The 16,487-nt window shown below is 68.0% G+C and carries 16 protein-coding genes; 14 read left to right on the top strand and 2 right to left on the bottom strand.

Translation table 11 applies throughout. The features are described from left to right. The first annotated feature begins 457 nt into the window (after window positions 1-457). From AC1DBD_RS15305 to AC1DBD_RS15260, 10 genes are all read left to right on the top strand, one after another. The gene (locus AC1DBD_RS15305; RefSeq protein WP_476892782.1) at window positions 458-1,522 is read left to right on the top strand and encodes a hypothetical protein; all 1,065 of its coding nucleotides are present in this window, start codon (window positions 458-460) and stop codon (window positions 1,520-1,522) included. A gap of 6 nt (window positions 1,523-1,528) precedes the next feature. Then, on the top strand, window positions 1,529-2,521 hold the full coding sequence (locus AC1DBD_RS15300; RefSeq protein WP_476926297.1) for an HAD-IIA family hydrolase: 993 nt from the start codon (window positions 1,529-1,531) through the stop codon (window positions 2,519-2,521). Window positions 2,522-2,531: 10 nt separating this feature from the next. After that, on the top strand, window positions 2,532-2,780 hold the full coding sequence (locus AC1DBD_RS15295) for a hypothetical protein (RefSeq protein WP_441418928.1): 249 nt from the start codon (window positions 2,532-2,534) through the stop codon (window positions 2,778-2,780). After that, window positions 2,777-3,601, top strand: a complete 825-nt coding sequence (locus AC1DBD_RS15290) for a TlyA family RNA methyltransferase (protein ID WP_476982425.1) — start codon at window positions 2,777-2,779, stop codon at window positions 3,599-3,601. Before AC1DBD_RS15295 ends, AC1DBD_RS15290 begins: the two co-directional genes overlap by 4 nt. A gap of 22 nt (window positions 3,602-3,623) precedes the next feature. Continuing rightward, entirely contained in the window at window positions 3,624-4,661 is a 1,038-nt protein-coding gene (locus AC1DBD_RS15285) for an NAD kinase (protein ID WP_441418926.1), read from the top strand. 3 nt (window positions 4,662-4,664) lie between these two features. Then, a complete protein-coding gene (gene recN, locus AC1DBD_RS15280) occupies window positions 4,665-6,401 on the top strand; it encodes a DNA repair protein RecN (RefSeq protein ID WP_476982424.1) in 1,737 nt (578 codons plus the stop codon). A 73-nt stretch (window positions 6,402-6,474) separates the two neighbouring features. Beyond that, a complete protein-coding gene (locus AC1DBD_RS15275) occupies window positions 6,475-8,241 on the top strand; it encodes a CTP synthase (protein WP_441418924.1) in 1,767 nt (588 codons plus the stop codon). 27 nt (window positions 8,242-8,268) lie between these two features. Continuing rightward, a complete protein-coding gene (locus tag AC1DBD_RS15270; protein WP_476982423.1) occupies window positions 8,269-8,931 on the top strand; it encodes an NUDIX domain-containing protein in 663 nt (220 codons plus the stop codon). Beyond that, the gene (xerD, locus tag AC1DBD_RS15265; RefSeq protein ID WP_476982422.1) at window positions 8,931-9,956 is read left to right on the top strand and encodes a site-specific tyrosine recombinase XerD; all 1,026 of its coding nucleotides are present in this window, start codon (window positions 8,931-8,933) and stop codon (window positions 9,954-9,956) included. The genes AC1DBD_RS15270 and xerD overlap by 1 nt, the downstream gene beginning before the upstream one ends. Window positions 9,957-10,079: 123 nt before the next feature. Further along, a complete protein-coding gene (locus AC1DBD_RS15260; protein ID WP_476982421.1) occupies window positions 10,080-11,717 on the top strand; it encodes an HNH endonuclease signature motif containing protein in 1,638 nt (545 codons plus the stop codon). Between the two features lie 22 nt (window positions 11,718-11,739). On the opposite strand, the gene AC1DBD_RS15255 is transcribed toward AC1DBD_RS15260, so the two are convergent. Beyond that, complete coding sequence (locus AC1DBD_RS15255; protein ID WP_441418920.1) at window positions 11,740-12,234, bottom strand: GNAT family N-acetyltransferase; 495 nt, start codon at window positions 12,232-12,234, stop codon at window positions 11,740-11,742. 118 nt (window positions 12,235-12,352) lie between these two features. Between AC1DBD_RS15255 and AC1DBD_RS15250 the strand changes: the two genes are divergently transcribed. The 4 genes from AC1DBD_RS15250 to AC1DBD_RS15235 all read left to right on the top strand — a co-directional run bounded on the left by AC1DBD_RS15250 (window position 12,353) and on the right by AC1DBD_RS15235 (window position 15,212). Beyond that, a complete protein-coding gene (locus AC1DBD_RS15250; protein ID WP_476982420.1) occupies window positions 12,353-12,856 on the top strand; it encodes an RNA polymerase sigma factor in 504 nt (167 codons plus the stop codon). Window positions 12,857-12,858: 2 nt separating this feature from the next. Next, on the top strand, window positions 12,859-13,650 hold the full coding sequence (locus AC1DBD_RS15245) for a hypothetical protein (protein ID WP_441418918.1): 792 nt from the start codon (window positions 12,859-12,861) through the stop codon (window positions 13,648-13,650). A gap of 32 nt (window positions 13,651-13,682) precedes the next feature. Continuing rightward, window positions 13,683-14,183 (top strand): NUDIX domain-containing protein, encoded by a 501-nt coding sequence (locus tag AC1DBD_RS15240; protein ID WP_476909483.1) that lies wholly within the window; start codon window positions 13,683-13,685, stop codon window positions 14,181-14,183. A 159-nt stretch (window positions 14,184-14,342) separates the two neighbouring features. Further along, on the top strand, window positions 14,343-15,212 hold the full coding sequence (locus AC1DBD_RS15235; protein WP_441418916.1) for a hypothetical protein: 870 nt from the start codon (window positions 14,343-14,345) through the stop codon (window positions 15,210-15,212). An 83-nt stretch (window positions 15,213-15,295) separates the two neighbouring features. On the opposite strand, the gene AC1DBD_RS15230 is transcribed toward AC1DBD_RS15235, so the two are convergent. Continuing rightward, window positions 15,296-16,435 (bottom strand): bifunctional 2-methylcitrate synthase/citrate synthase, encoded by a 1,140-nt coding sequence (locus tag AC1DBD_RS15230; RefSeq protein WP_476982419.1) that lies wholly within the window; start codon window positions 16,433-16,435, stop codon window positions 15,296-15,298. Window positions 16,436-16,487 lie beyond the last annotated feature (52 nt).

The raw sequence follows: 16,487 nt of genomic DNA, 5'->3' as shown, positions 1-16,487 counted from the left end.
CAGTGGTGGTGGCGATCGTGATCGTAAGCCGTTCAGTGGTGGTGGCGATCGTGATCGTAAGCCGTTCAGTGGTGGTGGCGATCGTGATCGTAAGCCGTTCAGTGGTGGTGGCGATCGTGATCGTAAGCCGTTCAGTGGTGGTGGCGATCGTGATCGTAAGCCGTTCGGTGATCGTCCGTCGCGTGAGGGTGGGGAGCGTCGCAGCTTCGGTGGCGACCGGGACCGTAAGCCGTTCACCGGTGCCGGTGCTGATCGTGATCGTAAGCCGTTTGGTGACCGTCCCTCGCGTGAGGGTGGGGAACGTCGCAGCTTCGGCGGCGACCGGGACCGTAAGCCGTTCAGTGGCGGGGATAATCGCAAGCCCTTCGGCAACCGCGAGGACCGTCCGGCTCGCAGCTTTGACCGCGCCGAGTCCGGTCCGCGCCAGTTCGGCCGTGACCGCGCCGAGGACCGCCCCGTGCGCGAGCCGAACGCCCGGGACCTGCGCAGCGCTAACCGCCCGGACCGTGAGCGTTCACCGCAGATCGACGAGGACGTCACCGGCAAAGAACTCGACCGGGCCACGCAGCACCAGATCAAGACCCTTGAAGACAACAGCGCCGAATGGGTGGCACGCCACCTCGTGATGGCCGGCCGCCTTCTTGATGAGGAGCCTGAGCTCGCCTTCCAGCACGCCCTGGCGGCGAGCCGCCGCGGCGGCCGCCTCGCAGCGGTCCGCGAAGCCGTTGGCCTGACTGCGTACGCTGCAGGACACTACGGTGAGGCGCTGCGGGAATTCCGCACCTACCGCCGGATCAGCGGATCCAACATGCACCTGCCGGTGATGGCCGACTGCGAGCGTGGCCTCGGCCGGCCGGATCGTGCCCTGGACATGGCCCGCTCCGAAGAGGCCAAGGACCTCGACGCTCCGGGCAAGGTGGAACTGGCGATCGTCGCGGCCGGCGCCCGTACCGACCTCGGCCAGCTCGACGCTGCGGTCTCCGAGCTCGAAATCGCGCAGCTGGACATCAACCGCGCGTTCTCCTACAGCCCGCGGCTCTTCCGCGCCTACGCCGATGCCTTGACGGCGGCCGGCCGCGACGCCGAAGCGGGGAAGTGGCAGCGCCAGGCCGTCGTCGCCGAGAAGGCCCTGGGCATGGGCGTTGACGAGGAGCCGGACATCATCGACCTCGGTTGGGACGAGGAAGAGGAAGCCCGCGAGGAAAAGGAGCGCCGCCGGATCCTGCAGCAGCAGTCCGAGCAGCAGGCCGCCGCCGCCGCCGGCGAGGCCGCACCCCGTGCCGCCGGTGCCGGAGCGGTGGCCGGCCTCCCGGAGACCGACGCGCCGCACTCTGCTGTTCGCGATCTTGAAGCCGGCTCCGACGACGAAGAGCCCGACTTCTTCGAATCCGACGACGCCGAATCCGACGAGGATTCCGTGGAAGCCGACGAACTGGAAGCCGACGAACTGGAACCTGTGGAGTCGGAATCCAGTGACGCCGACGCCGGGGAGTCCCACTACTCGGAACGCGTCGAGGACTAGTCCGCAATGGCCGAAGCTGAGCTGATTTCCCGGTTCGACGCGCTCCTCGCCGATTTGGACGGCGTCGTCTATGCGGGCCCGCACGCCATTCCCGGCGCCGTGGAGTCGCTCCGCCGCCTCTCGGAAATCGGCGTCGGGCTGGGTTACGTAACGAACAACGCCTCCCGTTCGCCCGCGGAGGTTGCACAGCACCTGCGCGAGCTCGGCGCCCCTGCGGAGGAGCAGCAGGTGGTGAGTTCGCCACAGGCGGCCGGCGAACTGCTGGCCTCGCTGCTGCCTGCCGGTGCCCGCGTCCTGATCACCGGTGGCGAGGCGCTGGCCCGCGAAATCGAACTCGCAGGGCTGGTGCCGGTCCGCAGTGAGGCCGAGGATCCCGTCGCCGTCGTGCAGGGCTTTCACCCGGATCTGGGCTGGAAGGACCTCGCGGAGGCATCTTACGTCGTTGCGGCCGGTGCCCTGTGGGTGGCCACCAATACGGACATGTCCATTCCGCAGGCCCGCGGTATGGCGCCCGGCAACGGCACACTGGTTGCCGCCGTCGCCGCCGCCACCGGCCGGCAACCGCTCGTCGCGGGCAAGCCCGAAGCGCCGCTGTTCCACGCCGCCGCCAAGCGGCTGGCGGCCGACCGTCCGCTGGTGGTCGGAGACCGGCTGGACACTGACATCCTCGGCGGCAACAACGCCGGCTTCGCGACGGTGGCCGTGCTGACCGGTGTGGACACGAGGGAATCCATCCTCGCCGCGCGCACCATGGAACGCCCCACTTTCGTGATCAATGACCTCACCGACCTCTACCGCCCCTACCCGGCGGTGGAGCGCGACGCCGAGGGACGCTACCGTTGCGGAGCGGCTTCGGCGCTCGTCGAGGGGACCACGGTGCGCGTCAGCGGGGATCCCGCGGACCTCGACTCGTGGCGTGCAGCCTGTGCCGCCTGGTGGGCTGCGAACCCCGAAACTGCAACCGCCCTGGCGCCCGGCCTCGAGTGGCTGGATCACTAGACTGGAGAGCATGACCGAGCAAAGTTCTTCCACCGATGCCGATTTGGAAAGCGCTGACGCCCGGATCGACTGGCCTGCGCCCGCCGACGCCGCTGCTGTAGACGATCCGGCCGTAGATGCCTTGCTGGTGCGCCTGAACGCGCTGCCGGAGCTGCCGGTCGCGGACCACGGCGAGGTCTACGCCGGCCTGCACGACGAGCTGGCGGCAGCCCTCAACGAGGACGTGACCGGACAGCGTGCGGGGGACTCCCCGCAATGACCAGGCTTGATCAGGCCCTCGTCAGCCGCGGGCTGGCAAGGTCCCGCACCCATGCCGCGCGCCTGATCGGCGAGGGCAAGGTCAGCTCTGGAGGCGAAGTGCTCGCCAAGGCCTCCTTCCAGGTCCAGGACGGCATGGCCCTTGATGTCGCAGCCACCAGGGAGGACGACTACGTCAGCCGCGCGGCCCACAAACTGGCCGGCGCCCTGGATGCCTTTCCCGCCGTCGAGGTTTCCGGCAAGCGCTGCCTCGACGCCGGAGCCTCCACCGGCGGCTTCACCGAGGTGCTGCTTCGGCGCGGCGCCGCGCATGTCGTCGCCGTCGACGTCGGGCATGACCAGCTGGTACCGCAAATCCGCAACGACGCGCGGGTCTCGGTCCACGAAGGGCTCAACGTCCGCTACATGACCCCGCAGATGATCGGCGGCCCGGCGGCGCTGACCGTGGCGGACCTGTCGTTCATCTCGCTGACCCTCGTGGTGGCGCCCCTCGCGGCGTGCACCGAGCCCGGCGGGGACCTGGTCCTGATGGTCAAGCCGCAATTCGAGATCGGCAAGGACCGGCTGGGCCGCACCGGCGTGGTCACCTCCGTGCGGGAACGCCGCATGGCCGTCGCCAAGGTGGCGTCCGCGGCGATGGACGCAGGCCTGGACCTGGCGGGCCTCGCGCAGAGTCCGCTGCCCGGCCAGGACGGAAACGTGGAGTACTTCCTGTGGATAAAACGCGGGATCCGGACAGACCTGCCTAAGATCGAGGAGCGGGACGCAGCCGTTGCTGCGTTACTCGGAACGATCTGGCCAGAGCAGCACGAGAAGCACTAGAAGCACTAGAAGGCGGAACCCGATGAGCAGGCGTGTCCTCATCCTTGCCCACACCGGCCGCGAGGAATCCCTCAAGGCCGCTTGGGAAGCGTGCGCCCAGCTGCATGCCTCCGGCCTCGTCGCGGTGATGCAGAAATCCGAGCTCGCCGACATGGTCAGGTTCTTCGGCCGGCTGGACCAGCCCGTCGAGGTCCTGCACGACCACGTCAAACTGCCCGACGTCGAACTCGTCATGGTGCTCGGCGGTGACGGCACTATCCTGCGCGCCGCGGAGCTGGTCCGCGAGGTGGACGTGCCGCTGCTCGGCGTCAACCTCGGCCACGTCGGCTTCCTCGCTGAGAGCGAGCGGGCGGACCTGGCCCAGACCGTGGAGTGGATCGCCAGCCGCCAGTACACGGTGGAGGAGCGGATGACCATCGATGTGCAGGTGTGGGTCCGAGGGCAGAAGATCTGGCACACCTGGGCGCTGAACGAGGCCGCCATCGAAAAAGGCAACCGTGAACGGATGCTCGAGGTGGTCACCGAGGTAGACGAACGCCCGCTCACCTCCTTCGGCTGCGACGGCGTCGTCCTTGCCACCCCCACCGGCTCCACCGCTTACGCGTTCTCCGCCGGCGGCCCCGTGGTGTGGCCCGAGGTCGAGGCGCTGCTGATCGTGCCGATCAGTGCCCACGCCCTCTTCGCCAAGCCGCTCGTGGTCTCGCCCAGGTCCCGGCTGGCCGTCGAAATCCTGAACCGCACCGACGCCCAGGGCGTGCTGTGGTGCGACGGCCGGCGCTCCGTGGACCTGCCGCCGGGAGCCCGCGTGGAAGTGACCCGCTCGGCCACGCCGGTAAGGCTGGCCCGCACCCACCAGACCCCGTTCTCCGGACGCCTGGTCCGCAAGTTCGAGCTCCCCATCCAGGGTTGGCGCGGTCCGGTGCCGCAGACCGACACCATCCACACCGGGCCCCTGCCGGTGGTGCGCACCCCGCGGCCCAGCCGCGCGCTGCCCACGCCCCGTCATGCGGGCCCCGGCGCGGATCCGGAAGCACCAACTGATCCCTCGACTGTGAAGTGACCCATGCTTGAAGAACTGAGAATCCGCGACCTCGGCGTCATCACCGACGCGACGCTGCCGCTGGGCCCCGGCCTGAGCGTGGTGACCGGCGAGACCGGCGCCGGTAAGACGATGGTGGTCACCGCCGTCGGCCTCCTGCTCGGCGCAAGGTCCGACGCCGGCGCCGTCCGCAGCGGGGCGAAAAGCGCCTCCGCGGAAGCCGTGCTGAAGCTCGACGCCGGGCACGCTGCGATCAGCCGGGCACGCGAGGCCGGAGCCGAGGTCGAGGAGTTCGACGGCGGCGCCGAACTGCTGCTCGCCCGAAGCGTGGGTGCCGACGGGCGTAGCCGCGCCTACCTCGGCGGCCGCGCCGCGCCGGTCGGAGTCCTCGCCGAGATCGGCGGGACGCTGGTGGTGGTCCACGGTCAGTCGGACCAGATCAGGCTCAAGAGCCCGGTGGCGCAGCGCGAAGCCCTGGATAAGTTTGCGGGGGAGGGCCTGGCCGGTTCCCTGACCGCCTACCAGGAGCTGCACGGGCACTGGAAGGCCAGCCAGGCCGAGCTGGACGAACTCCGCAGTGCCGCCCGCGAACGGCTGCGCGAGGCGGAATCCCTCGAGGCAGCCCTTGCCGAGATCGACGCCGTCGACCCACAGCCCGGCGAAGACGAATCGCTGAAAGCGGAGGCCGTCAAGCTCGCCAACGTCGAAGAGCTCCGAATCGCAGCCAGCACCGCCCATCAGGCCCTCATCTCCGAAGACTTCGGCGAGGACGCCGATGCCACCACGCTGGTGGACGCCGCAAAGCGCACCCTGGAGCACGTCGCGGAACACGACGGCGAACTGGGCTCTGCCGCCGCCCGGCTGGCGGAGGTGGGCTTCCTGCTCAACGACATCGCCGGCGACCTGGCCAGCTACCAGGCCTCCCTCGACACCGAGGGGCCGGAACGCCTGGCCGAGATCGAGGACCGGCGCGCCGCGCTGGCCAAGCTGGTGCGTAAGTACGCCCCCAGCATCGACGAGGTGTTGCTCTGGGCGGAGCAGGCCCGGGCCCGTTTCGAAGAGCTCCAGGACGACTCCACCCGGATCGAGGCGCTGGACGCCGAGGTCGCCCGCTCCGAGGCCGACCTCCGCAAGCAGGCCGCGGCCATCAGCAAGACCCGGAAGAAGGCCGCCAAGGACCTCTCAGCCCGGGTCAGCGCCGAGCTGACCGCGCTGGCCATGGCCGACGCCACCCTGGTCATCAATGTGGACCCCGGTGAGCAGCTGGGCCCGTTCGGCACCGACGAGATTTCCTTCCTGCTGCAGCCCCACTCCGGCGCGCCGGCCCGGCCGCTGGGCAAGGGTGCGTCCGGCGGTGAGCTCTCCCGCGTGATGCTCGCCATCGAAGTGGTGCTGGCCGCCGTCGACCCGGTACCGACGTTCGTCTTCGACGAGGTCGACGCCGGCGTCGGCGGCCGCGCCGCCGTCGAGATCGGCCGCCGGCTGGCCATGCTCGCCCGGCATGTCCAGGTCCTCGTGGTCACCCACCTGCCGCAGGTGGCGGCCTTCGCCGACCAGCACATCCGGGTCACCAAGACCTCGGTGCGCGGGGCCGACGGCGCGACGGCGACCGGCTTCACCTCCAGCGATGTCCAGCTGCTGGACGAGGCGGAACGGGTCCGCGAGCTGGCCCGCATGCTCGCCGGGCAGGAAGACTCCGAATCGGCCCGGGCACACGCGCAGGAACTGCTGGACGACGCGAAGCTGCTGCCGCAGGCCTGATCGATCTTCCGGCGCGCCGGGACTGGGATGACCATCACAGCGGTGATTTATCGACCCTAGGACGGCCGAATTGATGATAGGCTCAAATTCCGTGGTGCAGCGATCAAATTCCCGTGTAAATTCCCGGTTCCCGGGCTCGTCCAAGACGACCAAACACATCTTCGTAACCGGTGGTGTGGCGTCCTCGCTCGGTAAGGGACTGACGGCTTCGAGCCTCGGTCACCTCCTGCGGGCACGCGGCCTGTCTGTAACAATGCAAAAGCTCGATCCCTATCTGAACGTGGATCCGGGCACGATGAATCCCTTCCAGCACGGCGAGGTCTTCGTGACCGACGACGGCGCCGAGACGGACCTCGACATCGGCCACTACGAGCGCTTCCTCGATGAAAACCTTGAGGGCTCGGCCAACGTCACGACCGGCCAGGTGTACTCCACGGTCATTGCCAAGGAGCGCCGCGGCGAGTACCTCGGCGACACCGTCCAGGTCATCCCGCACATCACCGATGAGATCAAGCGCCGCATGCGGCTCCCCGCCGAGGGCAAGAACGCTCCGGACGTCATCATCACCGAAATCGGCGGCACCGTTGGCGACATCGAATCCCAGCCGTTCCTCGAGTCCGCACGCCAGGTCCGCCAGGACGTCGGCCGGAACAACGTGTTCTTCCTGCACGTCTCCCTCGTGCCCTACATCGGGCCCTCGCAGGAACTGAAGACCAAGCCGACGCAGCACTCCGTCGCTGCGCTGCGCTCCATCGGTATCCAGCCCGAGGCGATCGTGATCCGCTCCGACCGCGAGGTCCCGCAGGCCATGCGCGACAAGATCGGCCGGATGTGCGACGTCGACATCGACGCCGTGATCGGCTGCCCGGACGCACCGAGCATCTACGACATCCCCAAGACCCTGCACTCCCAGGGCCTGGACTCCTACATCGTCCGCGCCCTGGACCTGCCGTTCAAGGACGTCGACTGGACCAGCTGGGACAAGCTCCTCGAAGCCGTCCACAACCCCAAGCATGAGGTTGAGATTGCCCTCGTGGGCAAGTACATCGACCTGCCGGACGCCTACCTGTCCGTGACCGAAGCACTGCGTGCCGGCGGCTTCGCAAACGACACCAAGGTCAAGATCCGCTGGGTCCCCTCGGACGAATGCGAAACCCACGACGGTGCCGTCAAGTCCCTGGCCGGCGTGGACGCGATTTGCGTCCCTGGCGGCTTCGGCATCCGCGGCCTTGAGGGCAAGCTCGGCGCCCTGAAGTACGCCCGCGAAACCAAGCTCCCGGTGCTGGGCCTGTGCCTGGGCCTGCAGTGCATGGTGATCGAGTACGCCCGCAACGTGGTCGGCCTGGAGGGCGCCTCCTCGTCCGAGTTCGAACCGGACTCTAAGTACCCGGTCATCGCCACGATGGAAGAGCAGCTCGACATCGTCGACGGCAAGGGCGACCTGGGCGGCACCATGCGCCTGGGCCTGTATGAGGCGAAGCTGGACGAGGGTTCGGTCATCGCCGAGACCTACGGCACCACTACGGTCAGCGAACGCCACCGGCACCGCTACGAGGTCAACAACAAGTACCGCGAGCAGATCGCTGCCCAGGGCCTCGTCTTCTCCGGAACTTCGCCGGACGGCAAGCTGGTCGAGTACGTCGAGCTTCCCCGTGAAGTCCACCCGTACTACGTGGCCACGCAGGCGCACCCGGAGCTGAGCTCACGGCCCACCCGCCCGCACCCGCTGTTCGCCGGGCTGGTCAAGGCTGCCCTGGACCGCCAGCACGGCGCGGGCCAGCCTGCCGCTGCCACTGGCAAGGCTGCGGCCGCCAAGTCGACTCCGGCAGAGTCAAAGTAACTCCCAACTGAATCAAAGGACGGCGCGATGCCCGGTAAGTCTGAGACCCCCAATGCTGCACGGCAGGTTTCGGATGAGCCGAGCCCGCGCCGTCTTTTGTCTTCCGAGAAGGTCTACGAAGGCCGGATCTGGGACGTTGTCAGCGACAGTTTCCAGCTGAGCGACGACGGCGAGCCACTGGTCCGTGATTACATCGACCACCCCGGTGCGGTGGCCGTGTTGCCGATGAACGACGACGGCGAGATCCTGCTGATCAAGCAGTACCGGCACCCGGTGGGCATGGCCCTTTGGGAAATCCCCGCCGGGCTGCTCGACGTCGAGGGCGAGGACTTCGTGGCCGGGGCAGCCCGGGAGCTCGCCGAGGAAGCGGACCTGGTGGCCGGGACGTGGAACGTGCTGGCGGACTTCTTCAACTCACCCGGTTCCTCCAGCGAAGCCATCCGCATCTACCTGGCCCGGGACCTGAGCGACGTCCCCGGCCACGAACTGCACGTCCGCACCGACGAGGAAGCGGAAATCGAGCTGCACTGGATCCCGCTCGACGCGGCTGTCTCGGCGGTGCTGGACGGACGGCTGCACAACCCCTCCGCCGTCGTCGGAATCCTCGCCGCCGCCGCGGCCCGGTCCGACGGGTTCCAGGGACTCCGCCCGGCCGACGCGCCGTGGCCGGCCCACCCCAGCCAGCGCTGATGACCGGACTGCTGGCGGCCGAACCTCCCGCCGCTGAACCTCCTGCCGAGGCCTTGCCCCCGGCGAAGCCGGCGCCCGCCCGTCCGCTGACCGCCGTCGACCGCGCCATCACCGACTACCTGCAGCACATGGGGGTTGAGCGCGGACTGGCCGCGAACACCCTCTCCGCTTACCGACGCGACCTGGCGCGCTACGCCCGGCACCTCGCCAGGGCCGGCCGCCAGCGCCCGGAGGAGATCACCCGGCGCGACGTGACGGGCTTCGTGCAGGCGCTCTCCGACGGGTCCGACGGCGGTTCCGCCCTCGGTGTGCGCTCGGCCGCCCGCACGGTTGTGGCGGTTCGCGGGCTGCACAAGTTCTGGGCGCTGGAAGGTGTCACGCCCGCCGACCCGGCCAGCGATGTGCACCCGCCGATGCCCGGAAAGCGGCTGCCCAAGGCCATCACGGTCGATGAGGTGACCCGCATCCTGGAAGCGGCCGGAACCGACACTGCGACCGGACTGCGCGACCGCGCCCTGCTCGAGTTCCTGTATTCCACCGGGGCGCGCATCAGCGAGGCCGTAGGCCTCGACGTCGACGACATCTCGCTCCAAGGGGACGACGAGCCCGGCCCGGCGATTGTCCGGCTGTTCGGCAAGGGCTCCAAGGAGCGCTTGGTGCCGCTGGGATCCTACGGAGCACGCGCCCTGGACGCCTACCTGGTCCGCGGCCGGCCGCTGCTGGCCGCCAAGGGCAAAGGCACCCCGGCCCTCTTCCTGAACGCCCGGGGCGGCCGGATCAGCCGCCAAAGCGCCTGGACCATCCTCAAAGCCGCGGCCGAGAAGGCCAACATCACCAAGGACGTTTCGCCCCACACCCTGCGGCACTCCTTCGCCACGCACCTGCTCGAGGGCGGGGCCGATGTCCGCGTTGTGCAAGAGCTGCTGGGCCACGCGTCCGTAACCACCACACAGGTCTACACGCTGGTCACCGCTGACACGCTGCGCGAGATCTACGCCGCCGCGCATCCGAGAGCGCTGGGGTAGGCCTGATCTGCTTGGCCTGCTTGGCCTGCTTGGCCTGCCGGGCGTGCGGCCGGCAGCTTACCGGCCGGCAGGATGCGACGCACCGCCATCAATAATGTCGGTGCTCGTTCGTAGGCTGGGGGTATGAAAAGCGGAGTGGCTTTCAACGCGCAGACTGGTGAGGCCCTGGCAGCCGTTGCCGACTCTGTCGCTGCACTGGCTGCCGTCATAAGCGACGGCGAAGAGCATACCGATCCGCTGCGGGCCTTGGCCGATGGTTGCCTGGACGGTCTGGCCGAGGTGGCCCGGCTGGAGGCCCGGACCGCCGCACTGAAGGTCAGGCTCGCAGCGGCTTACCCGCAGGCCGCAGAAGCCCTGGCACAGCCCGCGGCGACGCCGCGGGATTCGACAGCGCAGGAGATGGCCGTGGTAGCCGAGGTCGCATGTGTGCTTTTCGTGAGCGAACGGAGCGCCGGAGCCCTCCTGCACGAAAGCCGGGCACTCACGACGTCGTTGCCTCTAACCCTGGCAGCCTTGCAGGCCGGAACGATCTCGTGGCAGCACGCCCGGATCATGGTCGACGAAGCCGAGGGCCTGGATCCGGCCGGGGCGGCGGCGCTGGAGACCCACTTCCTGGACCCGGAGGCACCAGATCCGGCGCGTGGATGCCCAGCCGGGGAGTTGGCGCCGGGCCGGTTTCGGGCCAAGGCCCGGAGCTGGCGCGAACGCCACCACCCGGTCAGCGTAGAGTCGCGCCACACCAAGAGTGCGGGGGACCGGCGGGTCGAATACTGCCCGGACCGGGACGGGATGGCCTGGCTTTCGGCGTATCTTCCGGCCGACTCGGCCGCGGGTATCTGGGAGCGGATCACCAGCGCGGCCCGGGCCCTGCAAAACCCTTCTGAGGTCCGGACCCTGAGCCAGCTCCGCGCGGACGTTGCCGCCACCTGGCTGCTGAGCAACGGGGGCGGCGAAGCGGGCTGCGGCGGGAGCGAGGCTGTGGCCGGGGATGTCCCGGCGCCGCGGGCACAGGTCCTGATCACGGTCCCGGCCCTCTCCCTGCTTGGAGCCACCGACGAACCTGCCATGCTGGACGGGCACGGACCGATCCCGCCGTCGATGGCCCGCCGCCTGGTCGCAGGCGGCGCCGATTCGTTCTACCGGGTCCTGACCGACCCGCGCGACGGCGCCCCGCTGGAAATCGGCCGCACCAGCTACCGCGTCCCGAAGGCCCTGCGGCAGTGGCTGCGCCTGCGTGACGGCAAATGCCCGTTCCCGGGCTGCAACAACCTGTCCCTGGACAACGACGCTGACCACCTCCTGGCCTGGGCCGACGGCGGCACCACCGGGATCGCCAACCTCGGCCAACCCTGCCGCAAACACCACCGCCTCAAACACACCACGGCCTGGGCACCCACCCAAGCCAGTCAAGACCACCCGCCTGGCTGGACCTCACCGACCGGCCGGCACTACGCCAGCGAACACCAGGATTGGGAACCACCCCACTTGCCGACGCTCATTGCGGAGTCGGACACCCAGTCCCACCAAGGACTGCCAGGGCATACGGGATACGGGAGTGTGCCCGCGCCGTTTCCAGAGGATCGTGCAGGCGAACATCTTGGACTGGAACTGCCGGAGGATCCCCTCCCGGACTGGTATGAATTTCCGGACTGGCATGAATTTAGGGCCGGGCACGAAATCCCTGCCGTTGAAGCAACCGACCCGGACTGGTCCTCGGCGATGGGAACCACGCTGGTGGGGCGCCTTCTCCAACCGGCCTGATCGACTAATCAACTGACGGTCCCTACCTCACCATGCGTGCGTCGACGATCTTTGGAGCCCCGGGGTCCCTCTGTTCCGTACCGTCGAAATCGAAGCCGTTGCGGCGATAGAACGCCACCGCACGGGGATTGTCCTTCGCGACCCACAGCATGGCCCCACCATCGCCCACGGTCGCATCCATCAAGGCCTGTCCCACCCCGGTGCCGTGGTGCTCCGCCAACACGTAAAGGCTGTAGAGCTGCCGGTCGCGGGGGAGTTGCTGACCCCTCGCGTCGAGGCTGGGACCAGCGAACGCGAAGCCGATGATCTGTCCTCTGCTCTCCGCGATTCTGATAGTCCATTCCACGCGGGGGTTCCCGAGGACCCTGTTCCACATCTGGTGTCGGCTCCGGACATGCTCCTCGGTGAAGAAGTCCTCAGGAAGTAAGCGTGAATACGTCTCCCGCCACGTGGCCACGTGCAGATCAGCGATCTCAAGTGCCTCGGGCAGCGCGGGTTCGCGCAAAGTGAAGGGCATCACGACATCCTGCCAGAATTTCCGCTCCTGAATGTTTTTAGTGGCCGATGTAAGAAAAAACCCGTCGCAGGACACTTAGTCTTCAGGAAGAAGTCATCCGATGTCCGGGGGAAGCACCATGTTGGCTGCCAAAGAGCAAGCGTTCATTGACCTGCACACGCAACATTCAGTGCGGGTCTACCGCTACATTGCCTGCCGGATCAGCGACCGGCACCGCGCCGAGGAACTGGCTGCGGATGTCTTCAGGATTGCCTGGGAAAAGCAGCTGCCGGAACCACCCGGTATTGGCTGGCTGCTGGCGACCGCCCGGAACGTGATCGGCAACGAATACAAGGGCCGCCGTCGCCGCCAGGAACTGGTCGATCGGCTGGAAGATGAGGCCCGCAGCCAGGTTCCAGGGCCAGACACTGAACAACGCGCCGCCGTAGCGGACGTTCTAGCGCGGTTGAGGGAGCGGGATCGCGAGGTCCTCATGCTCACCTACTGGGACGAACTGAGCACCGCTGAACTGTCCCAGGCGCTGGGATGTTCTCCGTCCGCCGCTGCAGTCCGACTGCACCGGGCACGCCGGGCCTTCGCGAAGGCCGCGCCCACCCATCTCATGACCGAACGGAAGGACTAGCCATGGACCGCATCGAACAGCTCATGAAGGACGCCAAGCCGCGTGTCGGTGCACCGGGCGTGGCGCCGGGGAGCGATGCTGCCCGCTCTGCCGTCTTTTCTACGGATCCCAACATTGTCCAACTGGCCGGGCGCACACCCGCAGGGCGGACACCGGCACGACGCAAAACCGTCCGGGCCGCGGCGGCAACCGTGCTGGCCGCTGCTGCTGTCGTTGCCGCAGTGGTGATCGGCGGGAACCTGATGCCGCAATCGGCGCCCGGCCCTGCCCAGACCGGGGTCCCAACGGTGACCGCCTCCGCAAGCCCCGCACCGAGTCCTGCCAGCCCCTCACCAAGTTCGGCCACCCCGACGGCGCCCACGTCCACAGCCGCTCCCGCTCCAACGAGCGCCGCAGCTTTGAGCACCGGCGGCGTCGCGTGCACGCTGTCCAATATCGACCAACAGCGCAATGACCAGACGCGTGCCATCAAGGCGATCCCCGCCGCCGAGCAGGCTTATTACACCGTGCTGGGCTGTGCTGACGGTTGGCTCGCCTACTCCATTTCCGATGATGGCGTCCGGGCGCTCAAGCTCGACGGCGGCAACGCGTGGTACAAGATTGCCAAGCTGCAAAACGGCCGTTTCCTCTGTGACGTTCGGCAGGAGTGGGCCTACGTCTTCAACTGGGAGTTCCAGGCGACGAACAACCAGGGACTCACCGCGCAGCAGGCCATGGACAAGGAATTCGCGGCCAAGGGAATTCCGGTCAAACTGCGGCCGAAGCTGGTCGGCGAGGGCCCGGCGGCCGGGTAACTTCGGTGCCGGCGGCTATTAGGCTGGAATACATGAACCTCACACCAGTGACCCTCTGCTTCCTGCTCCGCGACACGGCGGGCGGCGCGGAGGTGCTGCTGGGCCTGAAAAGGACCGGGTTCGGCGTCGGCAAGATCGTCGGCGTCGGCGGCCACGTCGAACCGGGGGAGAGCGACGCCGAGGCCGTGGTCCGCGAGGTCTGGGAAGAGGTCGGTGTCGTGGTGCTCCAGGAGGACCTGGTCCACGCCGGCAACGTCGAGTTCATCTTTCCCGCCCGGCCGGCATGGAACATGGCCTGCCGGCTCTTCACCACCCGGCGCTGGAACGGCGAACCCGCCGAAAGCGCGGAAATAACGCCCGAATGGTTCGGCGTCGGGGAGCTTCCGTTGCACCGCATGTGGCAGGATGCCGGGCACTGGCTACCACCGGCGCTGGCCGGCGAAACCATCGACGTCGTCGTGGTCCTCAACGAGGACAACGAAACGGTGGCGTCGATCCGCTACCCCTCCACGCAGAGGACCACGCAAGGCTGAGGCCCGGCGCCCGCGACGAATATTTCCGCGACTCGAAACTCGGTGCGGGGAATGCCGCTGCTCGGCCGGTAGCCTAGGCTTCGAACATTGCTCAGCGGCGATCCAGGCACTTCCTTCGCTCGCCGGCAAGCGGCACACGGACCACATTGGGGGCAAGGCATGGATTCAAGCAAGCACGACCTTACGGGCGGGGAGTCCTACGACGACGAACAGCCGGCCGTAAACGGTACACGCCGCCGCTGGCCGCTGGCGGCTGCCGTCGTTATCGTCGCGCTGGCGGCCGTTGCCGGGGGCGTCGCCGTCGCCGGCAATATGCGGCCCGCCGACCCGGCCCCCGCTGCGGCCTCGACGGCGGCAGTATCCACGCCGACCGAATCCGCCACCGTCACGACGGAACCGTCGCCCACCGCCACGGCGTCGGAATCCGCGACGCCGTCGGCAACCACAGCGCCCGCAACGGACGGGACGGTCAGCGGAGTCACCAACGGGCGTTACGTCAGCGCTTCGGCCGGGGTCTCATTCACCTTGCCTGACCGTTGGACGGTAGAGGAATCCACGGACCGGCCCGCCGAGTTCCCGGGTACCAAAATCATCGTCTTCAACGAAGCCAGGATGCAGGTGGCCGAGCTTTACCACGGCGCCACTGGTGCAGTCGGCGGCGCCTGCGGTCCGGGTCCGTACAAAATGACGGAACTCGACACAGCGCCGGCCCTGGACACGCCGTGGGCCCAGGCCAGTGGAGTGCGGTTTTCCTACCGCGTCCTGGATATGCGGGCGGACGGCGGCGCCTTCGACTACCAGGTTGGACTGGTCGACAATGTGACCGGGCAAGTGAAGGACAGCTGCAAGATGTTCTCCTTCGTGTCCGGTGCGCCCAAAGGCACCCTGTCCTTTGCCGACCGCACCTTCCAAAGCCAGAGGAACGATGACCCCATCTTCAACTCGCTGGCGGAGGCCAAGGACTTTATGCGGAGCCCGGAGTACAAGAAGCTCAAGGCCATGATCCTCAGCCTGAGGATGCAGGGCTAGCAACAAAAAGCGCGGGCCGTCCACCTCCAGGAGGTGGGCGGCCCGCGCTTTTTTTGTTGCTCGCACTGGCTAAGTCATGCTGTCTACGGCACGTGCCGTTCCTCGACACCGTTGTATTCGCTCAGCGGGCGGATCAGCGAGTTCGAGTCCAGCTGCTCCATGATGTGCGCGGTCCAGCCGGTGATCCGGCTGGCGACGAACAGCGGAGTGAAGGTGGGGGTGTCGAATCCCATCAGGTGGTACGTCGGTCCGGCCGGGTAGTCGAGGTTCGGCTTGATCGCCTTCGCCTCATCCATCGCGGCCTCGAGTCCGTTGTAGAGCCCCAGCAGCTCCGGACGGCCGTAGTGCGCGATCATCTTGTCCAGGGCCGCCTTCATGGTGGGAACCCGGGAGTCGCCGTGCTTGTACACGCGGTGGCCGAAGCCCATGACCTTCTTCTTGTGCGCCAGGGCATCTTCCATCCAGGCCTTCGCCCGCACCGCAGCCTCTTCGAGCGACTCCTCCTGCCGGATGCCGATCTCGTCGAAGGTGTGCATGACCGCCTCGTTCGCGCCGCCGTGCAGCGGCCCCTTCAGCGCCCCGATGGCGCCGGTCACGGCCGAGTGCAGGTCCGAGAGCGTGGAGGTGATTACCCGCGCCGTGAAGGTCGAGGCATTGAAAGAGTGCTCGGCGTACAGGATCATCGAGACATTGAACGCCTCCACTACTTCCTGGACCGGCTCCTCGCCGAAGGCCATCCACAGGAAGTTGGCGGAATAGCCCAGGTCGTTACGGGGCTCCACCGCTGCCTGCCCGTGGCGTCGGCGCTGGTCGTAGGCCACCACCGCCGGCATGGCGGCGAAGAGGTCCACGGCTTTGGCCATGTTGGCCTCCCGCGAGGAGTCCTCGGCGAGCGGGTGCCGGGCGCCCATCACCGACGCCGCGGTGCGGCAGACGTCCATGGGGTGCGAGGTGATCGGCAGCGCGTCGATGACCTGCTTGACGACCGGATCCAGGGCACGTCCCGCGCGCTCGGCTGCGGTGAACTCCGCCAGCTGCTCCGGCGTCGGCAGCTCGCCGTTCCAGAGCAGGTAGGCCACTTCCTCGAAACTGCACTTGGCGGCCAGCTCCTGGACGGGGTAGCCGCGGTAGAGCAGGGAATTGGTGTCCGGGTTGACCTTGGACACCGCGGTGTAGTCCACCACGACGCCGGCAAGGCCCTTTTTGATCTCATTTTCAGCCATGCTGAAACTCCTTTGTTCCTAACGCCTGTTGACCGGCCGGGGCCGGCAGTCC

The organism is Arthrobacter sp. 10T419, from assembly GCF_056394105.1.
Note: the sequence above shows the minus strand (reverse complement) of the source record. Positions and strands in the feature narration are given on the sequence as shown.